The organism is Lentzea kristufekii (assembly GCF_033949925.1).
In the GTDB taxonomy this organism is placed as follows: domain Bacteria; phylum Actinomycetota; class Actinomycetes; order Mycobacteriales; family Pseudonocardiaceae; genus Lentzea; species Lentzea kristufekii.
Genome location: NZ_JAXAVV010000028.1, coordinates 79261 through 102880, shown reverse-complemented (window position 1 = coordinate 102880; position 23620 = coordinate 79261). Strand labels below are relative to the sequence as shown.

The 23620-nt window shown below is 70.0% G+C and carries 26 protein-coding genes; 12 read left to right on the top strand and 14 right to left on the bottom strand.

Annotation, left to right across the window (positions count from 1 at the left end):
• Window positions 1–12 precede the first annotated feature (12 nt).
• The 5 genes from SK571_RS39315 (at window position 13) to SK571_RS39295 (ending at window position 5105) form a co-directional block, all read left to right on the top strand.
• Window positions 13–1338: a M20/M25/M40 family metallo-hydrolase gene (locus SK571_RS39315; protein WP_319989197.1), complete on the top strand. Its 1326-nt coding sequence runs from the start codon at window positions 13–15 to the stop codon at window positions 1336–1338.
• 10 nt (window positions 1339–1348) lie between these two features.
• Window positions 1349–2137, top strand: a complete 789-nt coding sequence (locus SK571_RS39310) for an SDR family oxidoreductase (protein ID WP_319989196.1) — start codon at window positions 1349–1351, stop codon at window positions 2135–2137.
• Window positions 2138–2201: 64 nt separating this feature from the next.
• Complete coding sequence (locus SK571_RS39305; protein ID WP_319989195.1) at window positions 2202–3035, top strand: alpha/beta fold hydrolase; 834 nt, start codon at window positions 2202–2204, stop codon at window positions 3033–3035.
• A gap of 10 nt (window positions 3036–3045) precedes the next feature.
• A complete protein-coding gene (locus SK571_RS39300; RefSeq protein ID WP_319989194.1) occupies window positions 3046–4137 on the top strand; it encodes a hypothetical protein in 1092 nt (363 codons plus the stop codon).
• A 14-nt stretch (window positions 4138–4151) separates the two neighbouring features.
• Window positions 4152–5105 (top strand): hypothetical protein, encoded by a 954-nt coding sequence (locus SK571_RS39295; protein ID WP_319989193.1) that lies wholly within the window; start codon window positions 4152–4154, stop codon window positions 5103–5105.
• On the opposite strand, the gene SK571_RS39290 is transcribed toward SK571_RS39295, so the two are convergent.
• The 3 genes from SK571_RS39290 to SK571_RS39280 form a co-directional block, all read right to left on the bottom strand.
• Complete coding sequence (locus SK571_RS39290) at window positions 5023–5466, bottom strand: hypothetical protein (RefSeq protein ID WP_319989192.1); 444 nt, start codon at window positions 5464–5466, stop codon at window positions 5023–5025. The two genes, SK571_RS39295 and SK571_RS39290, sit on opposite strands and share 83 nt — an antisense overlap.
• A 187-nt stretch (window positions 5467–5653) precedes the next feature.
• The gene (locus tag SK571_RS39285; RefSeq protein WP_319989190.1) at window positions 5654–9292 is read right to left on the bottom strand and encodes an nSTAND1 domain-containing NTPase; all 3639 of its coding nucleotides are present in this window, start codon (window positions 9290–9292) and stop codon (window positions 5654–5656) included.
• Window positions 9293–9338: 46 nt separating this feature from the next.
• Complete coding sequence (locus SK571_RS39280) at window positions 9339–10061, bottom strand: helix-turn-helix domain-containing protein (protein ID WP_319989189.1); 723 nt, start codon at window positions 10059–10061, stop codon at window positions 9339–9341.
• 69 nt (window positions 10062–10130) lie between these two features.
• On the opposite strand from SK571_RS39280, the gene SK571_RS39275 reads away from it, so the two are divergent.
• Complete coding sequence (locus SK571_RS39275; protein WP_319989188.1) at window positions 10131–11063, top strand: aldo/keto reductase; 933 nt, start codon at window positions 10131–10133, stop codon at window positions 11061–11063.
• On the opposite strand, the gene SK571_RS39270 is transcribed toward SK571_RS39275, so the two are convergent.
• The 3 genes from SK571_RS39270 to SK571_RS39260 all read right to left on the bottom strand — a co-directional run bounded on the left by SK571_RS39270 (window position 11056) and on the right by SK571_RS39260 (window position 13086).
• Window positions 11056–11268, bottom strand: a complete 213-nt coding sequence (locus tag SK571_RS39270; RefSeq protein WP_166053823.1) for a DUF5703 family protein — start codon at window positions 11266–11268, stop codon at window positions 11056–11058. The genes SK571_RS39275 and SK571_RS39270 overlap by 8 nt on opposite strands.
• Entirely contained in the window at window positions 11265–11897 is a 633-nt protein-coding gene (locus tag SK571_RS39265) for a YncE family protein (RefSeq protein ID WP_319989187.1), read from the bottom strand. Before SK571_RS39265 ends, SK571_RS39270 begins: the two co-directional genes overlap by 4 nt.
• A 223-nt stretch (window positions 11898–12120) precedes the next feature.
• On the bottom strand, window positions 12121–13086 hold the full coding sequence (locus tag SK571_RS39260; RefSeq protein WP_319989186.1) for an aldo/keto reductase: 966 nt from the start codon (window positions 13084–13086) through the stop codon (window positions 12121–12123).
• Between the two features lie 72 nt (window positions 13087–13158).
• Here SK571_RS39260 and SK571_RS39255 point away from each other — a divergent pair, with 72 nt between their 5' ends.
• From SK571_RS39255 to SK571_RS39245, 3 genes are read left to right on the top strand one after another with little or no spacing between them, the layout of a single operon-like run.
• On the top strand, window positions 13159–14208 hold the full coding sequence (locus tag SK571_RS39255; protein WP_319989185.1) for an LLM class F420-dependent oxidoreductase: 1050 nt from the start codon (window positions 13159–13161) through the stop codon (window positions 14206–14208).
• Window positions 14205–15032 carry an undecaprenyl-diphosphate phosphatase gene (locus SK571_RS39250; protein ID WP_319989184.1) on the top strand — a complete coding sequence of 276 codons (828 nt, stop codon included), beginning with the start codon at window positions 14205–14207 and terminating at the stop codon, window positions 15030–15032. Before SK571_RS39255 ends, SK571_RS39250 begins: the two co-directional genes overlap by 4 nt.
• A gap of 9 nt (window positions 15033–15041) precedes the next feature.
• Complete coding sequence (locus SK571_RS39245) at window positions 15042–15734, top strand: histidine phosphatase family protein (protein WP_319989183.1); 693 nt, start codon at window positions 15042–15044, stop codon at window positions 15732–15734.
• Here the strand turns inward: SK571_RS39245 and SK571_RS39240 are convergent.
• Together SK571_RS39240 and SK571_RS39235 are read right to left on the bottom strand one after the other, a co-directional pair.
• A complete protein-coding gene (locus tag SK571_RS39240) occupies window positions 15706–16884 on the bottom strand; it encodes an RNA polymerase sigma factor (RefSeq protein ID WP_319989182.1) in 1179 nt (392 codons plus the stop codon). The genes SK571_RS39245 and SK571_RS39240 overlap by 29 nt on opposite strands.
• The gene (locus SK571_RS39235) at window positions 16881–17255 is read right to left on the bottom strand and encodes a YciI family protein (protein WP_319989181.1); all 375 of its coding nucleotides are present in this window, start codon (window positions 17253–17255) and stop codon (window positions 16881–16883) included. Before SK571_RS39235 ends, SK571_RS39240 begins: the two co-directional genes overlap by 4 nt.
• 115 nt (window positions 17256–17370) lie before the next feature.
• Here SK571_RS39235 and SK571_RS39230 point away from each other — a divergent pair, with 115 nt between their 5' ends.
• Window positions 17371–17820: a YybH family protein gene (locus tag SK571_RS39230; protein ID WP_319989180.1), complete on the top strand. Its 450-nt coding sequence runs from the start codon at window positions 17371–17373 to the stop codon at window positions 17818–17820.
• A gap of 83 nt (window positions 17821–17903) precedes the next feature.
• Here SK571_RS39230 and SK571_RS39225 read toward each other — a convergent pair whose 3' ends face one another.
• The 4 genes from SK571_RS39225 to SK571_RS39210 all read right to left on the bottom strand — a co-directional run bounded on the left by SK571_RS39225 (window position 17904) and on the right by SK571_RS39210 (window position 21074).
• Window positions 17904–18122 carry a hypothetical protein gene (locus SK571_RS39225; RefSeq protein ID WP_319989179.1) on the bottom strand — a complete coding sequence of 73 codons (219 nt, stop codon included), beginning with the start codon at window positions 18120–18122 and terminating at the stop codon, window positions 17904–17906.
• Window positions 18123–18488: 366 nt separating this feature from the next.
• The gene (locus SK571_RS39220) at window positions 18489–19607 is read right to left on the bottom strand and encodes a site-specific integrase (RefSeq protein WP_319989178.1); all 1119 of its coding nucleotides are present in this window, start codon (window positions 19605–19607) and stop codon (window positions 18489–18491) included.
• Window positions 19604–20650 carry a threonine aldolase family protein gene (locus tag SK571_RS39215; RefSeq protein ID WP_319989177.1) on the bottom strand — a complete coding sequence of 349 codons (1047 nt, stop codon included), beginning with the start codon at window positions 20648–20650 and terminating at the stop codon, window positions 19604–19606. The genes SK571_RS39220 and SK571_RS39215 overlap by 4 nt, the downstream gene beginning before the upstream one ends.
• Before the next feature lie 52 nt (window positions 20651–20702).
• Window positions 20703–21074, bottom strand: a complete 372-nt coding sequence (locus SK571_RS39210) for a DUF4180 domain-containing protein (protein ID WP_319989176.1) — start codon at window positions 21072–21074, stop codon at window positions 20703–20705.
• A 216-nt stretch (window positions 21075–21290) separates the two neighbouring features.
• Here SK571_RS39210 and SK571_RS39205 point away from each other — a divergent pair, with 216 nt between their 5' ends.
• Complete coding sequence (locus SK571_RS39205; RefSeq protein ID WP_319989175.1) at window positions 21291–21998, top strand: dienelactone hydrolase family protein; 708 nt, start codon at window positions 21291–21293, stop codon at window positions 21996–21998.
• Between the two features lie 54 nt (window positions 21999–22052).
• A complete protein-coding gene (add, locus tag SK571_RS39200; protein WP_319989174.1) occupies window positions 22053–23081 on the top strand; it encodes an adenosine deaminase in 1029 nt (342 codons plus the stop codon).
• On the opposite strand, the gene SK571_RS39195 is transcribed toward add, so the two are convergent.
• Window positions 22997–23359 (bottom strand): hypothetical protein, encoded by a 363-nt coding sequence (locus SK571_RS39195; RefSeq protein ID WP_319989173.1) that lies wholly within the window; start codon window positions 23357–23359, stop codon window positions 22997–22999. The two genes, add and SK571_RS39195, sit on opposite strands and share 85 nt — an antisense overlap.
• Window positions 23359–23580 carry a hypothetical protein gene (locus tag SK571_RS39190; RefSeq protein ID WP_319989172.1) on the bottom strand — a complete coding sequence of 74 codons (222 nt, stop codon included), beginning with the start codon at window positions 23578–23580 and terminating at the stop codon, window positions 23359–23361. Before SK571_RS39190 ends, SK571_RS39195 begins: the two co-directional genes overlap by 1 nt.
• Between the last annotated feature and the right edge of the window lie 40 nt (window positions 23581–23620).

Below are 23620 nucleotides of genomic sequence, written 5' to 3'. Positions count from 1 at the left end.
TAGGAAGACGGGGTGAGCACAACGGGGAACGCACTGGCACTGGCGGAGGACGAGGTCGTCACCCTCGTCAGTGAGCTGATCAGGATCGACACGACGAACACGGGTGATCCCGCGACGGTCGTGGGGGAGCGCGCGGCCGCCGAGTGGGTGGCGGAGAAGCTGTCCGAGGTCGGCTACGAGACGACCTACGTGGAGTCGGGCGCCAAAGGCCGCGGCAACGTCGTCGCGCGCCTTCAAGGTGCTGATCCCAGCCGTGGCGCGCTGCTCGTGCACGGCCACCTCGACGTGGTGCCCGCCGACGCCTCGGAGTGGTCGGTGCACCCGTTCTCCGGAGCCGTGCAGGACGGGTACGTGTGGGGCCGCGGCGCGGTCGACATGAAGGACATGGTCGGCATGACGCTGGCCCTGGCCCGGCACTTCAAGCGCGAGAACGTCGTGCCGCCGCGCGACATCGTGTTCGCGTTCCTCGCCGACGAGGAGGCGGGCGGCCTCTACGGCGCGAAGTGGCTGGTGGAGAACCGGCCCGAGCTGTTCGAGGGCGTCACGGAGGCGATCAGCGAGGTCGGCGGGTTCTCGATCACGCTCAAGGACGACGTCCGCGCGTACCTCGTCGAGACCGCGGAGAAGGGCATCCGCTGGCTCAAGCTGCGCGTCAAGGGCACCGCCGGGCACGGCAGCATGATCCACCGCGACAACGCCGTGGCCAAGCTCGCCGCCGCCGTCACCAAGCTCGACCAGCACCAGTGGCCGCTGATCATCCGCCCGTCCGTGCGCGAGTTCCTCGACGGCGTCACCGAGATCACCGGTCTCGAGTTCCCGGACGACGACATCGAGGGCTCGATCGGCAAGCTCGGCGCGCTGTCGCGGATGATCGGCGCGACGCTGCGCGACACGGCGAACCCGACGATGCTCTCCGCCGGGTACAAGGCGAACGTCATCCCGTCGACCGCCGAGGCCACTGTGGACTGCCGGATCCTGCCGGGCCGCGAGGAGGCGTTCGACCGCGAGCTCGCCGAACTGCTCGGCCCGGACGTGGAACGCGAGTGGATCGGCCTGCCGCCGGTCGAGACGACGTTCGACGGCGCCCTGGTCGACGCGATGACGGCGTCGATCATCGCCGAGGACCCCGGCGCTCGCGTGCTGCCCTACATGCTCTCCGGCGGCACGGACGCCAAGTCGTTCCAGACGCTCGGCATCCGCAACTTCGGCTTCTCGCCGCTGAAGCTGCCCGCCGACCTCGACTTCTCCGGGCTCTTCCACGGCGTGGACGAGCGCGTGCCGGTGGACGCCCTGAAGTTCGGCGTCCGGGTCCTCGACCGATTCCTGCGCAACAGCTGAGGAGACCGCCGTGACCACTGTGGACTTGACCGGCCGGGTCGCGTTGGTCACGGGCGGCGCCGGAGGGATCGGCGCCGCCGTGGCGCGCCGGCTCGCGAAGCTCGGGGCGAAGGTGGCGGTGCTCGACGTCGACGCCGCCGGTGCGCACCGGGTCGCGTCCGCGGTGGGCGGCATCGCCATCGCCGGTGACGTCAGCGATCCCGCGACCATGCCCGCCGCCGTGGCACAGGTGGAGAAGGAGCTCGGCCGCCTCGACGTCGTGCACCTCAACGCCGGGATCGGTGGCGGGCAGACCGGTGTGGACGACGCGCTGGACGTCGCCCGTTACCGCAAACTGGTCGGCGTCAACGTCGACCACGTCGTGTACGGGCTCTGCGCGGCCGTGCCGGCGTTGCGGCGGCAGGGCGGCGGGAAGGTCGTGATCACGGCCTCGCTGGCGGGCATCACCGCGATGCCGACCGATCCGCTGTACACGCTGACCAAGCACGCGGTCGTCGGGTACGCGCGGGCGGCGGGCAAGGCGCTGGCGGGCGACAACATCACGGTCTCCGCGCTGTGCCCCGGGTTCGTCGACACGTTGCTGCTGGGCGCGGCGAAGGAGGAGTTCGCCGCGGCCTCGTTCCCGTTGCTGACGCCCTCGGACGTCGCGGAGGCCGTGCAGTCGGTGCTGGCCGAGGGAGGACCGGGGGAGGCGTGGATCATCCAGCCCGGCGGGAAGGCGACGGCCTACGACTTCCGCGGTGTGCCGGGCGTCGGTGGCGGCCAGATGCCGCCCGATGTGGTGCTCGGCCGCGTTTAGGGCGTGTCCTTGCGCCGGGTCGTCTCGTTAGGACGAACAGACGACACGGCGAAAGGAACTCCGCATGGTGCGGCTGGAAGACGGAACCGAGCTCAACGTGCTGCGCGCGGGCGACCCCGAGGCACCGGTGACGGTCGTGCTCGCACACGGCTACGCCCTCGACCACCGCAGCTGGCACAAGGTCGTCGAGCAACTGAGCCCCGAGTTCCAGGTCATCGCCTACGACCACCGCGGCCACGGCAGGTCGGACGGCGCGTCCAAGGAGACGGCCACGATCGACCAGCTCGGCGAGGACCTGGGCGAGCTGATCGAACGCGCGGTGCCGCAGGGCCAGGTCGTGATCGCCGGGCACTCGATGGGCGGCATGGCCGCGCTCGCGATGGCCGAACGCAGGCCGCGGCTGTTCCGGCAACGGGTGCTGGGCAACGTCTTCGTGTCCACGGCGGCGAGCGGCCTGTCCGAGACGTCGCTCGCGTGGCCCAAGGCCGTCGGGAAGCTCGTGCGGGAGCTGGAACGGGCGTTCGGCCCGATCGTGCGCGCGGTGCGGGAGAAGATCGAGCCGACCAAGACCGCCGGGCTGCGGTGGTGGCTGTTCGGCGACGAGCCGGCGGACGAGGACGTCGACCTGACGGCGGACATGGTGTGGGGGCACTGGCCGGAGACGGTCGCGCTGTTCCGGCCCGCCGTGGACCGCTACGACCGCGAGGCCGGGCTGACCGTGGCCAAGGAGAAGGCCGTCGTCGCCGTCGTGGGGGACGAGGACCGGCTCGTGGCGGAGTCGGACGCGGTGAAGTTCGGCGGAACGTCGGTGATCTTGCCGGACGCGGGTCATATGCTTCCGCTGGAGCGGCCCGCCGAACTCGCGAACCTCATCCGGGAGGTGGCCGCCAAGGCATAGCTGGGGGCTGGTGCTGCACTACCTGGAACCGCGGACGGACGTGCCCGCGAAGGACGACTGGTCTACCCGGCTGGCGTTTGCCGCCATCCGGACGCCCACCGTGGACCGCGTCGTCGCGGTCCTCAGCGTGGTCACGTTCGTGGCCACGTTCTTCGCGCCGGAGTCGCCGGGCAACACGCTGGCGAGGTTCGCACTGGCCTTCTCGCTGCTCACGTTGCCGTCGTCGTGGTTGCCGACTTTGCCGCTGCGCCGCGCGCGCCGCAGCAGGCTGCTGGACGAACCGTGGCGGCGCGTGCCCGCGGCCGTCGCGGAGACGAACGATCACCTGTTGCTCGACGGGCAGGCGTTGAAGGGCTCGTTCGGCGGCCTGCTGGAGGTGGTGCGGGAGCGGCAGGAGGTCTTCGTCCGCGGCCCGGACGCACGTGGCCACGCGCTGGTCAGGGTCGCGGGCTCGACGTGGGCGTGCCCGGCCGAGGTCGTGCGCGGCGAGTTCCGGGCAGGGAACCGTCTCGAACGCCCGCGCGTCCGGCCGGCGGACGACGAGCGGATCCAAGCCGCCGTCAGGATGATCCGCTCGCAGACCCCTTTCCTCTGGGCGATGCACGTGATCGTGCTGGTGGTCATCGTCCTGCTGCTCGGCGTGACCCTGCTGATGCCTTCGCCGACGGGTCTGGTCGCGGCCGCTCTGTTCGCCACCGGCCTGCTTTCGTTCCCTGGGGCCGTCGAGTTGCGTCTGCGCGAGCGGGACGTGGTCAAGGCCGTGAGGAACTCGCACGAGTGGAGGCCGGTGCCCATGACGTTGTTCCCGTGGCAGCGAGGGCATCACGTCGCCGGGATCGCCGAACTGCCCGGCGGTCCCGCGCTCGTGCGTTTCCCGTGGCCGCTGGCCGACCAGATCGCGAACATCGCCGCCACGGGTGTTCTGTGGATCGCGGGCAGGCACGAGAACACCCTGGCGGTGAGCGTTCCCGGGGCGAGCATGCCGGGAACCAGTGGCCTGACCTTCGCGACCGTGCGACCGGGTGGTGCCGCGCGGACGAGCGATCCGATGTCCTGGCCGAGGCGGCTGAGGCAGCCCGACTTCAGCGCCCTGCCGCGCTGACCGGTGAGGGTCTGGTGCAGTACCTGGAACCGCGGACGGACGTGCCCGCGAAGGACGACTGGTCCACGGGCCTGATCCTGCAGGACCTGCGCTGGGGCGCGAGGACGCTGGGCGGCATCGCCGTCGTGGCCGGCGTGGGCGCGGTGACGTGCTGGCTGCTGCCGTCGACACCGGGGAACATCAGCGCGTTCGTGGTGCTGGCGCTGGTCACGCTCGTCGGCGGGCTCGGACCGCTGATGTACCGGTCGGAGACGAAGGCCGAGCGGCGTGGACTGCTGGAGAACGCCAAGGTCGTTCGTGCCGAGGACGCGGCGAGCAGCTACCCGGTGCGCGAGCGGGTGGAGTGGCCGCTCGGCCGGCCTCTGGACGACGCGGCGACCGCGCGGGCCCACCGGGGGATGCGGTGGGGTGTGCGGGCCTGGTGTGGTCCGCCGTGCCCGCGGTCGCCGGGGGAGTGCTCGTCCTGCTCAGCCTGTTCCCGGTCGCCCCGGCCGGGCGGGCTCGCGCTGGTCTTCGGGCTGCTCGGCATCCCGAAGACCAGCGAGATCAGCCGCTGGTACCGCGACGCGGTGACGGCGGTGGAGAGCTCGGCGCAGTGGACGCCCGTGGCGATCACGCTGTTCCCGTGGCAGCCCGACCAGCACGTCGCCGGGCTCGCGGAGATGCCCGGTGGCCTCGCGCTGGTGCAGTTCGTGCTACCGGACCTGAACGTGGTCGCGAACATCGCCGACACCGGCGTCATGTGGGTCGCCGGGACCCACGGGGACGTGATCGCGGTCGGCGTGCCGAGGGTGCCGGTGCTGACGTTCGCCGCGGTCCAGCCGGATCGGGACACCCCGAAGGAGGACCCGATCCCCCCGATCCTGCGGTTCCACCAGCCCGACTTCAGCGGCCTGCCGCGCTGGGGCGCCGTCGTCCGGGCGGCCGGCCGAAGAGCCGCACGTGCTCGTCGACCAGCCAGTCCTTGAGCGGTGACCACTCCGGGTGGTGGTTGAGGACGAGCAGGCGGTGCATCCACCAGTTCGGGTCGTCGTGGCGGGGGAACGCGGTGAGCCACGCGGCCCGTTCGTCCGCCGTGAGGCCCCAGAGGTGCTGCAACTGGCCCTCTGCGTCCGTGTCGAGCTGGGCGGTGATGTGGCCGCCCTCCGTCTGCCATTCCGCGCGCAGTTCGCGCAGCACGGCGATCGCGCGCTCGTCACCTTCCTCGGCGGTGACGACGACTGTGTGCAGGCCCTGGGCCGCGGCTTGCGCGAGCAGGGCACGGGCGGACGTTTCGTCGTGCGGCAGTGCGCTGTGAGCGACCCCGACTTCGTGCGGCACGAGCTCCATGACTCAGAATCTGATCATATCTACAACCAGTTCGGTTAATTTTATTGCTTCAGTGTTGACTGAAGAGTCACCTTCCACCGGTTGGCCGCTCACGTTGCACGAACGTTGTTGTGCAACACCCGCGCATCGACACCACACAACGTTTCCGCACTACAAATAGCGCGAGAGGAAAGGTGAGCGGTGTTGTTCAGCAGAGAGGCCTCGGTTCGACGCCGGGGAAGTATTGCTCCCAATGACGAGTGGACAGGTGCGCCGTCGTAGTAGCGCACACGCGGGCTGCGGTCGCCTCGACGTCGATGTCCCACACGCGGACGGTGCGGTCCGCGCCGGTGGTGGCCAGGGTGCGGTTGTCGGGCGAGAACGCCACGCCCCACACCCGTTCCGTGTGACCGTGCAGCACTGCCCGGACCTGGGGGTTTCGGGGATTGCGCACGTCCCACACGCGGACCAGGTCGTCGGTCGTCCCGGCCGCGATGAGGGTGCCGTCGGGGGAGAAGGCGAGGCGCTGCAGCGGCCCGCCGTCATTGGGAAGGGAACCCAGCCTGCGCGGCTGTGCGGGATCACTGATGTCGTACAGCGCGCCGCTGGAGTCCATGTTCGCGAACGCCATGACGTTGCCGTGGATGACCACCGTCATGACCTCGTGCCGCCCGGCCTGGCCGCCGCGGCGGATCGGTTTCGGGTTGTCGTCGGTGCGCAGCGCGGGGTACGCGCGGGGCGAGGCCGGGTCGCTGACGTTCCACAGCTGGAGCTCACGGGAGCCGCTCGCGATCACGAGCGTGCGGTCGTCCTGCGAGAACTCGATCTGCCACACCGTGTCGGCCTCGGGCACGGCGAAGCTGCCCGCCTTCACCGGGTGAGCGGGGTCGCTGATGTTCCAGAGCCCCACCACGCCGTTCTGCTCGGCGGCGGCGAGCGTGGTGCCGTCGTGGCTGAACGACACGGACTCGATCGCCTGGGTGCCGGTGATCGCGCTGCTCAGCAACCGCGGTCGGGCGGGGTCGCCGACGTCCCACAGGCCGCTGGCGGTGTAGGTCGAGGCGAACAGCAGCTTGCCACCGGGGTGGACGTCGACGGTGGCTGTCTCCTCGGTGGCGGGGAGCTTGGGCAGGGTGGAGACGGGCTCGGCGTGGCGGTCCTCCTGGCGCCACAGCCTGATGTCGCCGTCGGAGGAGACGGTGGTGAAGAACTTGCCGGCCGGGTCGTAGTCGAGTTTCCAGACCGTCTCGCGGTGGCGCGGTGGGGTGAGGTTGGCGAGGTCGAGCACGCGGACCTCGGCGTCGTTGGTGGCGGTGACCATCTGCCGGGAGTCGGCGCTGAAGGCGACCGACCACACCATGTCGGTGTGACCGGCGATGGCGGTGGCGAGGCGGATGTCGCGCGGGTCGGTGATGTCCCAGACGCGCGTGATCTTGTCGCCGCCGCCGGTGGCGAGGTACTTGCCGTCGGGAGAGAACGCCATCGTGTGCACGGAGAAGATGTGTCCGGGCGCGACGCCGAGGAGCACGGGGTTGCGCGGGTCGCCGGCGTCCCAGAGCCGCACGCCGCCGTTCTCGCCGCCGGTGGCGAGCAGACCGGCGGGGGAGAAGGCGATGGCGTCGGAGGAGACGTCACCCAGGGCGGACGTGATCGTGGAGAGGTTCTCGCCGGTCGCCAGGTCCCAGAGCCGGGCGGTGTCGTCCCAGGAGACCGACGCGACGGTGGTGCCCGCGGCGTTCAGCGCGATGGCGTGCACGACGTCGTCGTGGGCCTTGATGGTGCGCACCAGGGTGGCGGGACCGGAGACGTCCCAGAGCCGGATGGTCCCGTCCTCGCCGCTGCTGACGAGCGTGCGGCCGTCCGGGGTGAACTGGACGGCCGCGACCTGGCCCGCGTGCCCGGTGAGGCGGGCCTTCTCCACGGGCTTGCGAGGGTTGGACACGTCGAACAGGCGGATGTTGCCGTCCCAGCCCGCCGCGGCGAGGGTGCGGCTGTCCGGGCTGAACGCCATGCCGTGGGTGGCGTCGTCGCCGGCGTGCACGCGGCCGAGCTCGACCGGGTGGTAGCGGTCGGTGAGGTCCCAGATGATCACGAACTTGTCGTCGGCGGCCGAGGCCATGAGCTTGTTGTCGGGGCTGAACAGCGCGAACGACGCGGCCTCGGTGTGGCCCCTGGCGATGGTGATCTGGGGTGTGGCGAAGGTGCTCAGCAGGGTGTCGCGGGCGGCGGGCAGCCCGGTCAGGCGGTAGGCGGCGAGGCGGAGCTGGCTCGCGAGGCCGGGATCGCGGTCCTGCAGGCCGTTGGCCTCGGCGATGGCTTTCTGGGCGAGCGCGATGGTGCGTTGCTCGGTGGTCTGGCGTTGCGCCCGTACGGCGAACACGGTCGCGCTCGTGGCGACGAGCAGCAGCGCGGCGAGCAACGCGACCACGCGGCGCAGGTTGGTGGTGCGGCGTTTCTCCGTGGCCAGGTCGTGCTCGATCGCGGCTTTGCTGGCGTCGAGGAACGACTTCTCCGCGGTGTTGAGCGCGTCGGGTTCGCGCTCGGCCCAGTCGGTGGCCTGGGTGAGCGACACCCCTCGGTACAGCGAGCCGGGGTCGCGGCCGTGCGCCTCCCAGTCCGCGGCGGCGGCGGTGAGCCGGCGGTGCACGCGCAGGTCGTCGCGCGCTTCGGCGAGCCAGTCCTTGAGGCGCGGCCAGCTGCGGATGACGGCTTCGTGGCTGATCTCGACGCTGTCGTCGTCGACGGTGAGGATGCGCGCGGCGGCGAGGTGCTCGACGACGTCGTCGGCCGCGAGTTCGGACCGTTTGACGTGGCGTTTGGTGTCCTCGGTGCCTTCGCCCGGGGTGATCAGGCGCAGGAAGACCTGGCGCGCCTGCACGCGTTGCCGCTCGTCGAGGCCGGTGTAGGCGTTCTCGGCGGTGTTGGCGATCGCGCGGGCGATGCCGCCGCTCTCGTGGTAGCTGGAGAGCGTGAGGGTGTTGCCGCGCTTGCGTTGCCACGTCTCGAGCAGCGCGTGGCTGACGTGAGGGAGGACGCCGGGTTCGCCGGTGGCGTCGGCGATGAGGCGGGCGACGAGTCCGGTCTCGAGGGCGCAGCCGACCTCGACGGCGGGCTGGGTGATGGCCTTGCGCAGCTCGTCGGTGCTCATCGGGCCGACCAGGACCTGGGCGTCCTCGACCGCCCCGACGAGACCGGGGTAGCGGGCGCAGTGGCCGTAGAAATCGGCGCGCATGCCGATCACGGTCTGGCCGTCGCGGCGGGTGAGCGCGGCGATGAACTCGTCGCGGTGGGGGAGCGCGAAGATCTCCTCGAACTGGTCGACCACGAGCAGGCCGTCGACGGCGGGGAGTGTCTCGTGGGTGCCCGGGGTGATCAGCTCCCCCGGCGTGCGAGCCAGCAGACCGGCCCGGAGCAGCGAGGACTTGCCCGAGCCTGAGGCGCCGACGACGAGCACGGTGTCGTGGTGCTCGAGCTTGCCCAGCAGCTTGCCGACGAGCCGTTCCCGTCCGAAGAAGCGGTCGGCGTCGTGCTCGGTGAACGCCTTCAGGCCGACGTAGGGGGAGTCCCCCGCGGGGTGCTGCGGCTCGGCCTCGCTGATCTCGCGCCAGCGTTGTTCCCACACCTCTTCGTCGCCGCCGCAGGCGCGGACGAACGCGAGTGACACGGCGAGGCTGGGCAGCCGCTGGCCGCGGGCGGCGTCGGCGAGGGTGCTGGCGGAGTAGTGGCTGAGCCTGCCGAGTTCCCGGTAGCCGGGGGAGCCGGCCTTCTCGCGGAGCTTGCGCAGGTCGAAGGCGAACTGTTCAACAGGCCCGGCGAACGGGTCGAGCGGTTTTTCCGGGCGGGGCATGACGGTGATTCTTTCATCCGTCTGTGTCTCGTCAGACTCTATAGTTTCAGTGTTGACTGAAGTAGACCATCAACCGGTGCTCGCCTTCACCCGCCAAGTACAGCGTCTCGTACGCCAAGAGGTGGAGGCCCCAGCGCTCGGTACCGGTCGCTGGAGGCAGGGACGCCACGGCGTCATAGCGGTCCGTGAAGGCTGTGCCGACGGTGACCGACAGTTCGAACGCGAGCGCTGCCGCGGAGTGATCGCCCAGGTCAGCGGCTGCGCGGAGGGTGGCGGCGCGGTCGGTCGCGACCTGGTCCCAGTCGGGGTAGTGGGCCTCGGCCCGCGGGCTGAAGGCGAAGCGGACGAGGTTGTGTTCGTCCTCCAGGCCGGAGATCTCGCGGAACCGCGAAGTGCTCGCGAGGACGTCGCCGGCGGGGGAGAGCACGGCGGCCGCGGCGGGTTCGAGCGTGTCCAACATCGCTCTGACCGTCGGGCGCAGCGGCGGAGGCGGGGCAGGGGAGCAGGTCGTGCCGGCCTTGATCAGGCGGTACAGGTGGACGCGCTCGTCCGCGGTCATGGTCAGGGCGTCGGCTAGGGCGGAGAGGACCTGGCCGGAGGGGGAGCGGTCGGTGCCGCGTTCGAGGCGGGTGAGGTACTCGACGCTGATGCCGGCGCGGTCGGCGAGCTCGCCGCGGCGCAGGCCGGGGGTGCGGCGGCGCCCGGTGGCCGGGGGAGTGGTCGCTTCACGGCGGGCGCGCAGGAAGCGGCCCAGTGCGTTGTCGGCCATGATCGGCCAGTTTAGAGGGGCCCTGAGCCGGTCTCCCTCGGTTCGCCGTCCGCGGTGATGCTGTGGATCATGAGATACCGACTGTTCGGCCGGACCGGCCTGCGCGTCTCGGAGTTGTTGCTGGGCACGATGACGCTGCGTTCGGAGGATCTCGCACGGCGGGTGGTCGACGCCTACGCCGACGCCGGTGGGAACTTCCTCGACACCGCTTCGGCCTACGGTGAGAGCGAGGAGGTCCTGGGCGCGGTGCTGACGCGGCGGGACCGGTTCGTGGTGGCGACGAAGTACGCGTTGTCGCGGGACGCGGGGGATCCGAACGCGGGCGGGAACCACCGCAAGAACCTGGTGTTGTCCCTGGAACAGTCGCTGCGGCGGTTGCGGACGGACTACGTGGACGTGCTGTGGGTGCATCTGTGGGACCGGCACACGCCGGTCGAGGAGACGATGCGGGCGCTGGACGACGTGGTGCGGGCGGGGAAGGTGCTCTACGTCGGGGTGTCGGACGCGCCGGCGTGGTTCGTGGCGCGGGCGAACACGCTGGCGGAGTGGCGTGACTGGACGGCGTTCTCGGGGTTGCAGGTGCCGTACAACCTGCTGAAGCGCGATGTGGAGCGGGAGTTGCTGCCGATGGCGTCGGCGCTGGGGCTGACGGTGGCGGCGTGGGCGCCGCTGGCCGCGGGCAGGCTCTCCGGTGGCACGCAGCGGTCCGGCCGGCTGTCCGAGCGGGAGGAGGGCGTGGCGCGGGCCGTGCGGGCGGTCGCGGAGGAGCTGGGCGCGACGCCGGCCCAGGTGGCGTTGGCGTGGGTGCGCGCGTCCGGGGCGCTGCCGCTGGTGGGCGCGCGGACGCCGGAGCAGGTGCTGGATTGTCTGGGCGAGGTCGTGCTGCCGCCGGAAGCGGTCGCGCGCCTGGAGGCGGCGGCCCCGTTCGAGCGGGGCTTTCCGGCGGACTTCATCGCCGAGTGCGAGCCGGCCGCGTTCGGCGACGGGCTGGTGGTCAGGTGATGAGGCCTGGTACCAGGTCGGGCTGGCGCTTGCGGCGGAGCCAGATCTTGCGGGAGCCGTCGCCGTAGAGCAGCGTGCGGGAGAGTTCCCAGCCCGCGAACTCGGCGTGGATGGCCAGCTGCGTGGTCGCGGTGCGGCGGGAGATGCCGGGCGGCAGACGCAGCGGCCGGTATTCCCAGTCCCCGTCGATCACCCCTTCGTTCATGGTGAGATCACCTGTATCCCTCCGTTGTCGCCGGACGTGACGGTGACGCGTCCGGATTCCTGGTCGACGCTGACGGTGTTGGGCTGACGCACGGTGGGGAACCGGTACTTCTCGGCCGGTTCTCCAGCGGCGACGTTGAGTCCCACGACCTCGTTGCGCTCGGTGAGCGTGATCCACGCGATGTCGCGTTTGGCGTCGTAGGCGATGCCGTAGGGCGTGCCGGGCATCGGGTAGCGCTGGCGCATGATCAGCGGGTTGATGGAGAACGCGATGAACTCCCCGCCGCGGGTGTCGACGACGAGCAGGCGTCCGAAGCGGTCGGGGACGCCGTTGGTGGCGCCGTCGCCCGCGCGCAGGCCGGGGCCCCTGGTCTGCGCGCCCTTGTCGTCGGTGGTCATCTCGAAGACCGCGCTGCGCAGCCGGTCGAGTTCGACGTTGCGGCCGTTGACCTGGAACTTCAGCGTGGTGTCGCCCTCTTGGAACGTGCCGCCGGGGGTGATGGTGCCGGGCGGCGTGCCGTTCTGGGCGGGGGAGCGGGCCGGCTTGGCGGCCTCGAGGACTTCGGCGACCTGCAGCGGATCCTGCGACCCCTCGCTCTGGCCGCACGCTGTCAGAGCGGCGGTGGTCAAGATCAGAGCAGCGAGCCGGCGCAAGATCGGTTCCTCCGTAAGAAGTCGTCGTCTTCCAGCATCCACGACGTTCAGTCGGAGGTCACGCAAGGGGTGGGGTGAAACTCCGTTCGGCGGCTTTGACGCATTTATCTCTATAACTTCAGTGTTAACTAAATTCAACACTCAACCGTAGTCCGGACCCCTCAACGCACAGCTGGACAAACAGCCAAGACAGAGAGGGTCAGGGCATGGGGCGTTCGGGATAGCCCAGTTCGATGGCGCTGACGTCGTCCAGTGCGGCTCTGATCGCCGGCGGCAACGTCAGCTCCTCGGCTTCCAGCGAGGCGATGAGCTGGTTGGTGTCGCGGGCGCCGACCACGGGTGAGACGACTCCGGGGCGGTCCCTGACCCAGGCCAGGGCGACGCACAGCGCCGAGGTGCCGAGGCCTTCGGCGGCGGTGGAGACGGCCTGGACGATGCGGGCGGCGCGGTCGTTGCGGTGTTGTTCGACGTAGCCGGCGAAGTGGGCGGACGCGCCGCGGGAGTCGGGTGGTGTGCCGTTGCGGTACTTGCCGGTGAGGACGCCGCGGCCGAGGGGTGCCCAGGGCAGGAGTCCGAGGCCGTGGTGGAGGGCGGCGGGGGCGACTTCGCGTTCGATGCCGCGTTCCAGCAGGGAGTACTCGACCTGGGTGGAGATGAGCGGGTAGGTGGTGGGTGTCAGTGCTGCGGTGGCGAGTTGCCAGCCGCTGTAGTTGGAGATGCCCGCGTATCTGACTTTGCCGGAGGAGATGGCCTGGTCGAGGGCGGACAGTGATTCATCGAGGGGGACGCCGGCGTCCCAGGCGTGGAGTTGCCAGAGGTCGATGTGGTCGACGCCGATGCGTCGTAGGGAGCCGTCGAGTGCGGAGAGGAGGGCGCCGCGGGAGGCGCCTCCGCCGAAGGGGCCTTCGGTGCGGCGGGCGACGGCTTTGGTGGCGAGGACGAGTTCGTCGCGGGGGACGACTTCGCCGAGGAGGGTGCCGAGGATGCGTTCGGCTTCGCCGTCGGAGTAGACGTCGGCGGTGTCGATGAGGGTGCCGCCGGCGTCGGCGTAGGCCATGAGCTGGGTGGCGGCCTCGTCCGCGTCGGTGTCGCGGCCCCATGTCATCGTGCCCAGTGCCGTCCTGGACACGCGGAGGCCGCTGCGGCCGAGGTATCGCTGTTCCACGTGCGCGATGCTAAGGGGTGATCATCGGCTGAGCCTGGCAATCGGTGTTACTGACCGGTAGGGTCTCGCCGTGTGAAGCTCGGACTGAACCTCGGATACTGGGGCGCCGGCAACGACGCCGCGAACCTTGAGCTGGCCAAAGAGGCCGACCGACTCGGTTTTTCGGTGGTGTGGGCCGCGGAGGCCTACGGTTCCGACGCGCCGACGGTGCTCGCGTGGGTGGCCGCGCAGACCGAACGCATCGACGTCGGTAGCGCGATCTTCCAGATTCCGGCGCGGACGCCGGCGATGGCCGCGATGACCGGGGCCACTTTGGACACCTTGTCGGGTGGCCGGTTCCGGATGGGTCTCGGTGTGTCGGGTCCGCAGGTGTCGGAGGGCTGGCACGGTGTGCGGTTCGACAAGCCGTTGGCGCGCACGCGTGAGTACGTGGAGATCGTGAAGAAGGCGCTGTCCCGGGAGAAGTTGCGCTACGAGGGTGAGCACTACACGCTCCCGCTTCCGGACGGTCCGGGTAAGGCGTTGCAGCTGACCGTGCACCCCGTGCGTGACCAGATTCCGATCTACCTCGCCGCTGTGGGTCCGAAGAACCTGGAGCTGACGGGTGAGATCGCGGACGGGTGGCTGGCGATCTTCTTCTCGCCGGAGTACTCGGCGGAGTCGCTGGCGTCGGTGAGGGCCGGTCGGGAGAAGGCCGGGCTGACGATGGACGGCTTCGACGTCGTGCCGACGGTGCCGTTGATCGTGGGTGAGGACTGGAAGGCGTGTGCGGACCCGGTCAGGGCCTACACCGCGCTGTACGTGGGCGGCATGGGGTCGCGCAAGCAGAACTTCTACAACAACCTGATGGTGCGCATGGGTTTCCCGGCTCAGGCCGAGGAGATCCAGGAGAAGTACCTGGCTCGTGACTACGCCGGTGCGATGGCGGCGATTCCGCTGGAGTTCCTGGACGCGACGTCGTTGCTGGGCCCGAAGGAGCGCATAGCAGACCGGATGAAGGCGCTCGCCGCGGCGGGGGTCACCACGCTGTCCGTTTCGCCGATGCTGCAAGATCTGGAGCAGGGGATCGCGGGTCTTCGGACCGCGGCCGAGGCTTTGGATCTGGCAGGAGTGGGTAGTTGAGCTGGTTGCAGGCTCTGGTCCTCGGACTGGTCCAAGGACTGACGGAATTCCTGCCGATTTCCAGCAGTGCGCACCTGCGCATCACGTCGACGCTGTTCTTCGGCAACGACGCGGGCGCTTCGTTCACCGCGGTGATCCAGTTGGGTACCGAGGTGGCGGTGCTGATCTACTTCGCCAAGGACATCGGGCGCTTCATCAGCGCCTGGTTCCGCGGTCTCTTCAGCGCGGAGGCGCGCAAGGAGAGGGATTACAAGCTCGCCTGGTACGTGATCATCGGTTCCGTGCCGATCTCGGTTCTCGGTTATCTGCTGAAGGACGAGATCCGGACGTCGGCGCGGAACCTGTGGATCACGGCGACGATGTTGATCGTGTTCGGTCTGCTGCTGGGTCTGGCGGACCACCTGGCGAAGCAGCAGCGTGACGAGTTGCGGATGAAGGACGCGATCGGGATGGGGCTGGCGCAGGCGCTGGCGCTCATCCCGGGCGTGTCCCGTTCGGGTGGCACGTTGACGGCGGGTCTGTTCCTGGGGCTGAACCGGGAGGCGGCGGCGCGGTACTCGTTCCTGCTGGCGATTCCGGCGGTGTTCGGGGCGGGGTTGTTCTCCATTCCGGACGTGCTGGAGCGGTCGGGTACGGGTGTGCAGGCGTCGATTCCGCAGATGGTCGTGGCGACGCTGATCTCGTTCGTGGTGGGGTACGCGACGATCGCGTGGTTGTTGAAGTACGTGTCGAAGCATTCGTACTCGGCGTTCGTGTGGTACCGGTTGATGCTGGGTCTGGTGCTGATGGGGCTGCTGTCGATGGGGTTGCTGCAGCCGATCTAAGGTGGGTCCGTGGCTACGGTGATCCTGCTTCGGCATGCGCGTTCGACCGCCAACGGTTCCGGTGTGCTCGCCGGGCGTTCGCTGGGTGTGGGTTTGGACGAGCGTGGGCGGGCGCAGGCGGCGGCTCTGGTGTCGCGGTTGAAGGACGTTCCGGTCAGCGCGGTGGTGTCGTCTCCTTTGCAGCGGTGTGAGGAGACGTTGGCGCCGTTGCTGGCCGATCGGTCTTTGGAGGCGGTGGCGGAGCCGGATCTGTCCGAAGTGGATTACGGTGCGTGGACCGGTAAGGCGTTGAAGGACCTGTACGACGAGCCGTTGTGGGCGGTTGTGCAGCAGCATCCTTCCGCCGCGGTGTTTCCTGACGGTGAAGGGCTGGCGCACGTTCAGGCTCGTGCGGTGGCGGCGGTGCGTGCGCATGATGCGCGTATTTCCGAGGAGCACGGGCCTGGTGCGGTGTGGGTGTTGTGCTCGCACGGTGATGTGATCAAGGCTGTGCTGGCGGATGCGTTGGGTGTGCATCTGGACGGTTTTCAGCGGATCGTGGTGGATCCGTGTTCGATCTCGGTGGTGCAGTACACGCAGACGCGGCCTTTTGTGTTGCGCACCAACGACAACGGTGGGGATCTGTCGGGTGTGGTGCCGGTGGCGCCGCCGCAGGAGGCTCCGTCGTCGGACGCTACCGTGGGTGGCGCGACCGGGATCTGAGGTAGCGCTGTTCTGGGGCGCTGAGGGTGAGTTTCGCGGCTTTGTCGTATTCCTGGCGTGCTTGGTCGTGTTCTCCTCGCAGGTCGAGGAGATGTGCTCGGACGGCGTGGACGCGGTAGTGGTCGAGGTCCAGTGTGGACAGTTCGTCGAGTGCTTGTCTCGGGCCGTGGACCATGGCGACGGCGACGATGCGGTTGAGTGAGACCATCGGGCCGGGTGCGGTGACGGTGAGCAGGTCGTAGAGGCCGAGGATCTCGTGCCAGTCGGTGTTTTCGGCTTGGGTGGCGTCGGCGTGGACGGCGGCGATGGCCGCTTGCAGCTGGTACGGGCCGATCTGGGCGGTCTTGAGTGCCGTGCTGATCAGTGTGGTGCCTTCTTCGATCGCCTGGGTGTCCCAGCGGGTGCGGTCCTGCTCGGCGAGCGGGATGAGTGCGCCGTTGGGGTCGGTGCGCGCGGGGCGGCGTGCGTCGGTGAGCAGCATCAGCGCGAGCAGGCCGGTGAGCTCGCCGTCGGCTGGTCTGCGTTTGTGCAGCTGGCGGGTGAGGCGGATGGCTTCGGCGGTGAGGTCGACGCGCACCAGGTCGTCGCCGGAGCTGGCGGTGGAGCCTTCGGTGAAGATCAGGTAGAGGACGTGCAGGACGGCGGTGAGGTCCTGGGGTGGCCGGAACTTGGCGCCGGACTGCTTGATCTTCTGCTTGGCGCGGCTGATGCGTTGCGCGACCGTCGCTTCGGGTACGAGGAACGCTCGTGCGATCTCGGCGGTGGTGAGTCCGCCGACGGCTCTGAGGGTCAGGGCGATCTGCGAGGCGGTGGTGAGCGACTCGTGGCAGCACAGGGCGAGGAGGGTGAGGGTGTCGTCCTGCGCGGGCACGGGATCGGGTGGTGTCGGGGTGAGGGCGACGACCTTGTCCTCGCGCTGGCGGCGGGCGGTGTCGGAGCGGTACTGCTCGATCCACCGTCGTGAGGCGGCGGTGATGAGCCAGCCCTTGGGGTTGTCCGGGATGCCGTCGGCCGGCCATTGCTGGGCGGCGCCGAGCAGTGCTTCCTGCACGGCGTCCTCGCAGACGTCGAACTGGCCGTGGCGGCGCACGAGCACGCCGAGGACCTGCGGCGCGAGTGTGCGCAGCAGGCCCTCCACCTCAGGGTTCACAGGCCGTCCAGCATGGTCGTGTCCCAGACCGGCCGGACCTCGATGCCGTCGTTGTGGGCGTCGGGCAGCGTCGCGGCGTGGGCGATGACCTGGTCGATCGAGTCGGCTTCGACGAGGTAGAAGCCGGCGAGGTACTCCTTGGCCTCGGCGAAGGGGCCGTCGGTGACGACGACCTCGCCGTTTTTGATGCTGACGCCTTTGCCGGTCTCGGGGCCGGGGAGACCTTCGCTGACGATGAGCTCGCCGGAGGCGCGGAGCTTGTCGGACAGGTCGTAGTGGTCCTTGCCGAACTGCATCTGCTGCTCTTCGGTGAGCTTGTCCCACGCGGCCCGCGACTTCGGGTTGCTGTAGATCAGGATCAGGTACTTCACGTGCGGCCTCCCGGCTCGTGGCTGGCTGGCGGAAAAATCTTCCCACCGCCATGTCGAGACAGCGGGCTGCGTCTCGACACCGGTGTGTCAGCCGATTTCGACGGAGGGTTTCGAGATGACGCACACGCTGGTGCAGGACGAGGCGGCGATCCGCGAGACGTTCACCGAGCACGAGGAAGGGATGCGGCTGCGTGATCCCGCGCGGATCGTGGCCCGCTTCGCCGAGGACGTGGTGACGTGCACTTTGGCGCCTCCGCTGCGCAACACCGGGCTGGACGCGCGGGACGTGGAGTCGCTGGCGGGGTGGATGGCCGGGTTCGAGGGGCCGATCACGCTGGAGCACCGGGATCTGACGGTCGTCGTGTCCGGTGACGTGGCGTTCGCGCACGGGCTGGCGCGGCTGTCGGCGGTGCCGGTCGGGTATCCCGAGGGGTTCTCGATGTGGATGCGTACGACGGTGGGATTGCAGCGACGTGAGGGGCGGTGGCTGGTGACGCACGCGCACGACTCGGTGCCGTTTCACATGGACGGGTCGTTCCTGGCGGCGACCGATCTGGAGCCCTGAGCGGTCAGGCATGCGACGCACATATGCCGAGGCCCGGACCGTGCAGGGGGTCGGTCCGGGCCTCGGCGCTTTCCGGGGCGGGTCTACTTGACGTTGACCGCGGCCCAGGACCGGTTGACCGCCGTGCGGTCGAAGCGCAGGTGGTGGATGCCGTCGGTGTCGCGCACGACGTCGCGGGGGACGAGCTGTCCTGCGCCGGACAGGCCGAGGGCGGAGGAGATCGTCCCTCCCAGCGTGCCCGTGGCGGTCAGAGCCGCTCTGGGCGTCAGGGCGGTGGTGATGCCCATGGTTTTGCGCTTCATCGACACTCCTTGTTCCGGTGCAGGGGGTGTTCGCTCCGGCGTTACAGGGGTGCCGGGGCGAACACCGTGGAACAGGCCCGACCATCGTCGATGACCAGGTGTGGTGATCGTATTGCTCTCAGTGCATGCGACCAGCCACTCCCAAAATGCGAGATCGGTTCACGAATTGGGCTGAGTCGCTGGTCAGGACACCGGATTTTGTCCAAAAGGTGAAACAAAAGAGCAGCTCAAACGGCGTGGAAACACGCCGGAAACTTCCCGGTGCGCACGTTCTTCCGGCGTAGCCGAGTACTCCGGGTGGTGCAGTCCTACCGGAGGGGATCTTGTTTACAGTTAACTACGCAGAGTGAGAGCTGGGTCACAGATTCACAGGCCGAGGCGGGTCACCGCGTTGTCCTCGAGAGGATTCGCGGTCCGGATGTAGCGGTGCACCGTGCGCGGATTGGTCCACCGGCCCTGCCGCATGATCTCCCGGTCGCTCGCCCCGCCCAGCGCCGCCTGCGTCGCGAACCCCGCCCGCAGCGAATGCCCGCCGAACAACGCCGGATCCAGCCCCGCCCGCACCGCGTACCGCTTCACCAGCTCCGCGACCGCGCGCCCCGACATCGCCTTGGCCCCGATGCCGCCGTGCCGGTTCACCACCGGGAACACCGGCCCCTGCCGGACACCCGCCTCGAAGCCGTGGCAGCGGTGCAGGCCGGTCTCGGAGAGCTCCTTGCCGTCGAGCACGTCGGCCCAGTCCGCGAACGCGCACACCGGGCACGTCGGCCGCCTGCTCCCGCGCGGCAGCACCACCGACTGCTGGTGCTTGCCCGTCTGGTCGGTCTTCGTCGTCCCCAGCCGGATCAGCAGCAACGGCTCGTGCGTGCGCGGATCCACGTCCACCGTGACGTCGGAGAACTCGATGCCCGCCAATTCACTGCGCCGCAACGCCCCCGCGAACCCCACCAGCAGCAGCAACGCGTCCCTCGCGCGCGCGGGACCGGCCTGCGGGCGTTCGTTCAGCAGTGCCTCGAGGGTGTCGAGCAGCACCGGCCGTTTGCGCCGCGGCTGCGACTTGCGGGTGCGCCGGACACCGCGCAACGTCAGCCGCACGACGTCGCTGCGCGTCGGGCTCGGCAGGCCGTTCGCCGCGTGCACCGCCGAGATCGCCGCCGACTTGCGTTCCAGCGTCGAGGCCCCGAACGCCGGCGACCCGTCCGGCTTCACCGTGTCCGCCGCGACCGCCAGATAGACCGCCACGTCCAGCGGATCGGCCGGCAACGCCTGACGGCCCTCCGCCTGACACCACCCGGCCCACGCGATCCAGTCCGACCGGTACGCCCGCACCGTGTTCGGCGACTGCGCGCTGCGCAGATACCCGGCCAGCGACGCCGCCTGCTCGTCGTCGAACCTCTCGCGCACCCCCGCGAGCGCGTCGACGTCGATCAGCACCGAGTGCGAGACCCTGACCAGCGCGTGCTGGACGGGTTCGGGCAGGCTCACACCCGCGATGGTAGTCCTCTGATCAACTCCACCACCTCGCGCGGCGTGAACTCCAGCCCGCTGATGCCCACGCTCACCTCGAAGCTGCACCGGTGCGGATCCGGATTCGACCGCGCGTACAGGAACAGCCTGATCCCGGTCTCCTCCAGCAGGTGCTGTGCGGCCCGCTGCGCGTCGTGGCGTGACAGGGGCAGGTGCACGTGGAACAGGGGAGTGGCCGGCACTTCGGGTGTCGTGTGCGCGAACCCGTCGGCGTTGATAGCCCGCGCGAGGGCCTGGGCGTGGTCGCGGAACTCGGCCATCCTCGGCAGGTTCACGTCCATGCCCATCAACGCGATCGCGGCCAGCGGCCACGCGTCGGCGATCGCCCCGCCCATCCGGCGCCGCCACACCGCCGCCTGCCCGATCGTGTCCGCGTCCCCGGCGAGCACCGCGCCCCGCACACCTTCGAGTCCTTTGTAGAGCGACACGTACACCGTGTCGAACAACGCGGAGACCTCGGCGAACGTCGCGTCGTACCCGGTCTGCGCCTCCCACAGCCGCGCGCCGTCGCAGTGCGCGGCCGCACCCGACTGCCTCGCCCACGCCGCCTGCGCCGCCAGGTCCCCGAACGCGGGCAGCACGCCGCCGATGTCGCGTTGCGGCAGTTCGAACACCACCGCCGCGAGCGGTTCGTGCACCGCCTTCAGATCGTCCAGGCCGAACAGCTCGTTGCGGTCGCCCACGGGATGGAACCGCAGGCCGTGCACCGCGTTGTAGCCCTGGTTCTCCCACACGTGCAGATGCGTCTGCGGATGCCCGGCGAACGACCGGCGGCCCGTCCTGTCGGCGTGCACCCGCAACGCCACCTGCTGCGCCATCGTTCCTGACGGGAAGAACAACGCCTCAGGCTTGCCCAGCAGTGTCGCGACCCGTTGCTCCAGCTCCCGCACCGGATCCTCCGGCCGCGTCCCCGGCGTCACCCACTCGGCGAGACGGCGGAGGACCTCGTGCGGCGACCTGCGCGGGCCACTGTGCTGGGAAAGCGAACGACGGATGTCCATACCCGCGACACTACCTATTGCAAGCAATGTGCAATAGGGCTGTTCGGCGTGGTCAGGCCGCCGCGCTCAGCCGCGCGTCCAGTTCCGCCTCATCGGCCACGAACCACAGCTGCCGGCCCCGGTTCGACTCGTACACGAAGTCCCGCAACGCCGTGCTCGCCGCCACCTGCTCCGAGATGTCCCCGACCACCGCGACCGCGAACCCGTACTGCTGGAACTTCTGCACCACCGCACCCGCCACCCGCGTGCGCAACACCAGGAAGTCCGGCGACAACCGCGCCACCGGCAACACCAGCCACCGCACGTCCTGCCCCCACAACGTGCCGATCAGGTCCACAGCGGACTGCTCGTCGGTGATCAGGGGACCGTCCTCGGCGCACATCAGCACCGTCGCGCCGTGGCGCGTCTGCACAACATCAGGCATGGCACCGGAACCTAGTAGCGGCACACGCCCGATGTCGCGCCGAATACCCGCGCGCCCGGTGATCACCGCTTGCTAACCTGCCCGCACGCGATCGGCCGGAGGAGGTGAGTCCCATCAACGCGGTCAACCCACGTGGGCACTCCCTCCCCTTCACGGCCTGACGCCCGCACCGCGTCGCCACGGGAGCGCTCCAGCCACCCCGGAAGGCGACCAGCCATGCGTTTCACCTCGCACACCACCTCCGCTGACGGCATCACCGAACGCGACTTCGTCCACGACGGCGTCCCCGGCGTGCTCTGGACCCCCGCGCACGACCCCGCCGGGCTCGTGCTCAGCGCCCACGGCGGCGGCCAGCACAAACGAGCCCCCGGCGTCCTCGGCCGCGCACACCGCTGCGCCGCCGCCGGCCTCGCCGTCGTCACGCTCGACTCCCCCGGCCACGGCGACCGGGCCCGCACCGCCGACGACGACCGGTTCGCCACCGAGATCCGCACCCGCACGACCGCCGGCCAGGACGCCGGCGCTCTCGTCGCCGAGTACAACGCCCTGCAGGCCGCCCGCGCGATCCCGGAATGGCGATCCGTGCTCGACGCCCTGCCCGCCACCAGCGACCGCGTCGGGTTCTGGGGCGTGTCCATGGGCAGCGCCATCGGCATCCCGCTCGTCGCCGCCGAACCCCGCGTCCGCGCGGCCGTCCTCGGACTGATCGGCGCCACCGACGCCTTGGTGCGCGCGGCTGCGGCGATCACCGTCCCCGTGCGGTTCCTGCTGCAGTGGGACGACCGGCTCATCCCGCGCGGCGCCGGCCTCGTGCTGTTCGACGCCTTCGCCACACGCCACAAGTCGTTGCACGCCAACCCCGGAGGACACGGCGACGTCCCCGAGCACGAACTCGCCGCCGCGGTGACGTTCCTCGCCGGATGACGCCCGCGAAAATGCCGGGCGCCCGCTGACGGACCTTGGGTAGCGTCGCGCCACATGCGTGACCTCGCGACGTTGCCCAAGGCCCACCTGCACGTGCACCTCGAAAGCACCGTGCGCACGGACACCCTCGCGGAACTCGCCGAGCACCACGGCGTCGACGTCCCCGCCGTGCAGGCCGGGACGTTCGACGGCTTCGCACAGTTCGCCGCCCACAACGGGGCGGTGCGGGACTGCCTGCGGCGAGCCGAGGACTTCCACCGGATCGCGTACGAGTTCTGCGCCGAGGAAGCAGCGCAGGGGACCCGGTACGCCGAGGTCACGTTCACCGCGGCAGCGCACGGAGAACGACTCGGTGATCCGGACATGCCGCTCGAGGCGGTGTTGTCCGGGCTCGCCGCAGGACAGGCCGCCCACGGCATCGAATGCCGTGTGATCGTGGACCACCCCAGGAAGCGATCGGTAGCGCGACTGCGGGACTCACTGCGCCTCGCGACAGCGCACCCTCAGGTCGTGGCGATCGGGACGGCCGGAGCGGAAGACCATCCGCTCACCCCGTTCGCCGCCGTGTTCCGTGCCGCGAAAGACGCCGGGGTCGGACTCGTGCACCACGCCGGGGAGTGCTGCGGAGCGCCGAGCGTCGCCGAAGCCGTGACCGTCGGGCTCGCCGACCGGATCGGGCACGGGTTCCGGGCGCTCGACGATCCGGACGTCGTCGCGCTGCTGCGGGACCGCGCCATACCGCTCGAAGCCTGCCCGTCGTCGAACGTCGCGCTGGGACTGGTCGAATCCCTCTCCTCTCATCCGCTGCCACTGCTCATCGACGCCGGGCTGACCGTCACGCTCAACACCGACATCCCCGCCTCCACCGGCACCACGCTCACCGACGAGTACCGCCTGCTGCGCGAACACCTCGGCTTCAGCGACGACGCCCTCGCGCGCATCGCCACCAACGCCGTCGACGCGTCCTTCGCGCCGGAGGACACGAAAGCCTCGCTGCGTCAGGACATCGCGGCCTGGCGGGCCGGCTCGAAACACACCAGCCCGTGCCGCGACGCCAGCAACGCCACCAGATCCAGCACCTGACGCTGACCCGGCCACACCACGTGCACGATCACCGCGTCCACCCCCACCGTCAGCGCCTCGTCCCACGACACCGACGAGGAGGGATCCGGCGACGTGCGCCGTAACTCCCGCACGAACGCCGCCACCGCGGGCTCGAACGCGCCCAGCGGCGAGGACCTCAGCTCCGCGTAGCGGGCCGCCGCCTCCGCGAAGGACGCCGGACCAGGAGCCCGCCACACCACCACGTCGACCGGAACATCCACGGGCACACCGCCCGGCACATCGACTGGCACGGCCATCACGCCACCTTCCCGAACAACGCACCGGACCGCGGAACCCGTGCGGCAGCCTCCGCCAGATCACCGGGATCCCACGCCTCATCCACCGCACTCGGACACATCCCGCGCACCACCGCCACCGCACAGGCACGCGGCGAGGCCGATCGCTCCAGCCGACGGTCCCGATCGGAAGCCTCCACACCGGGCGACTCCGCCAGGCCCCAGAACGCGTTCAGGTCCATGCCGAGAACGCTAGCGAGAGGGTCTGACAATTTTTGAAGC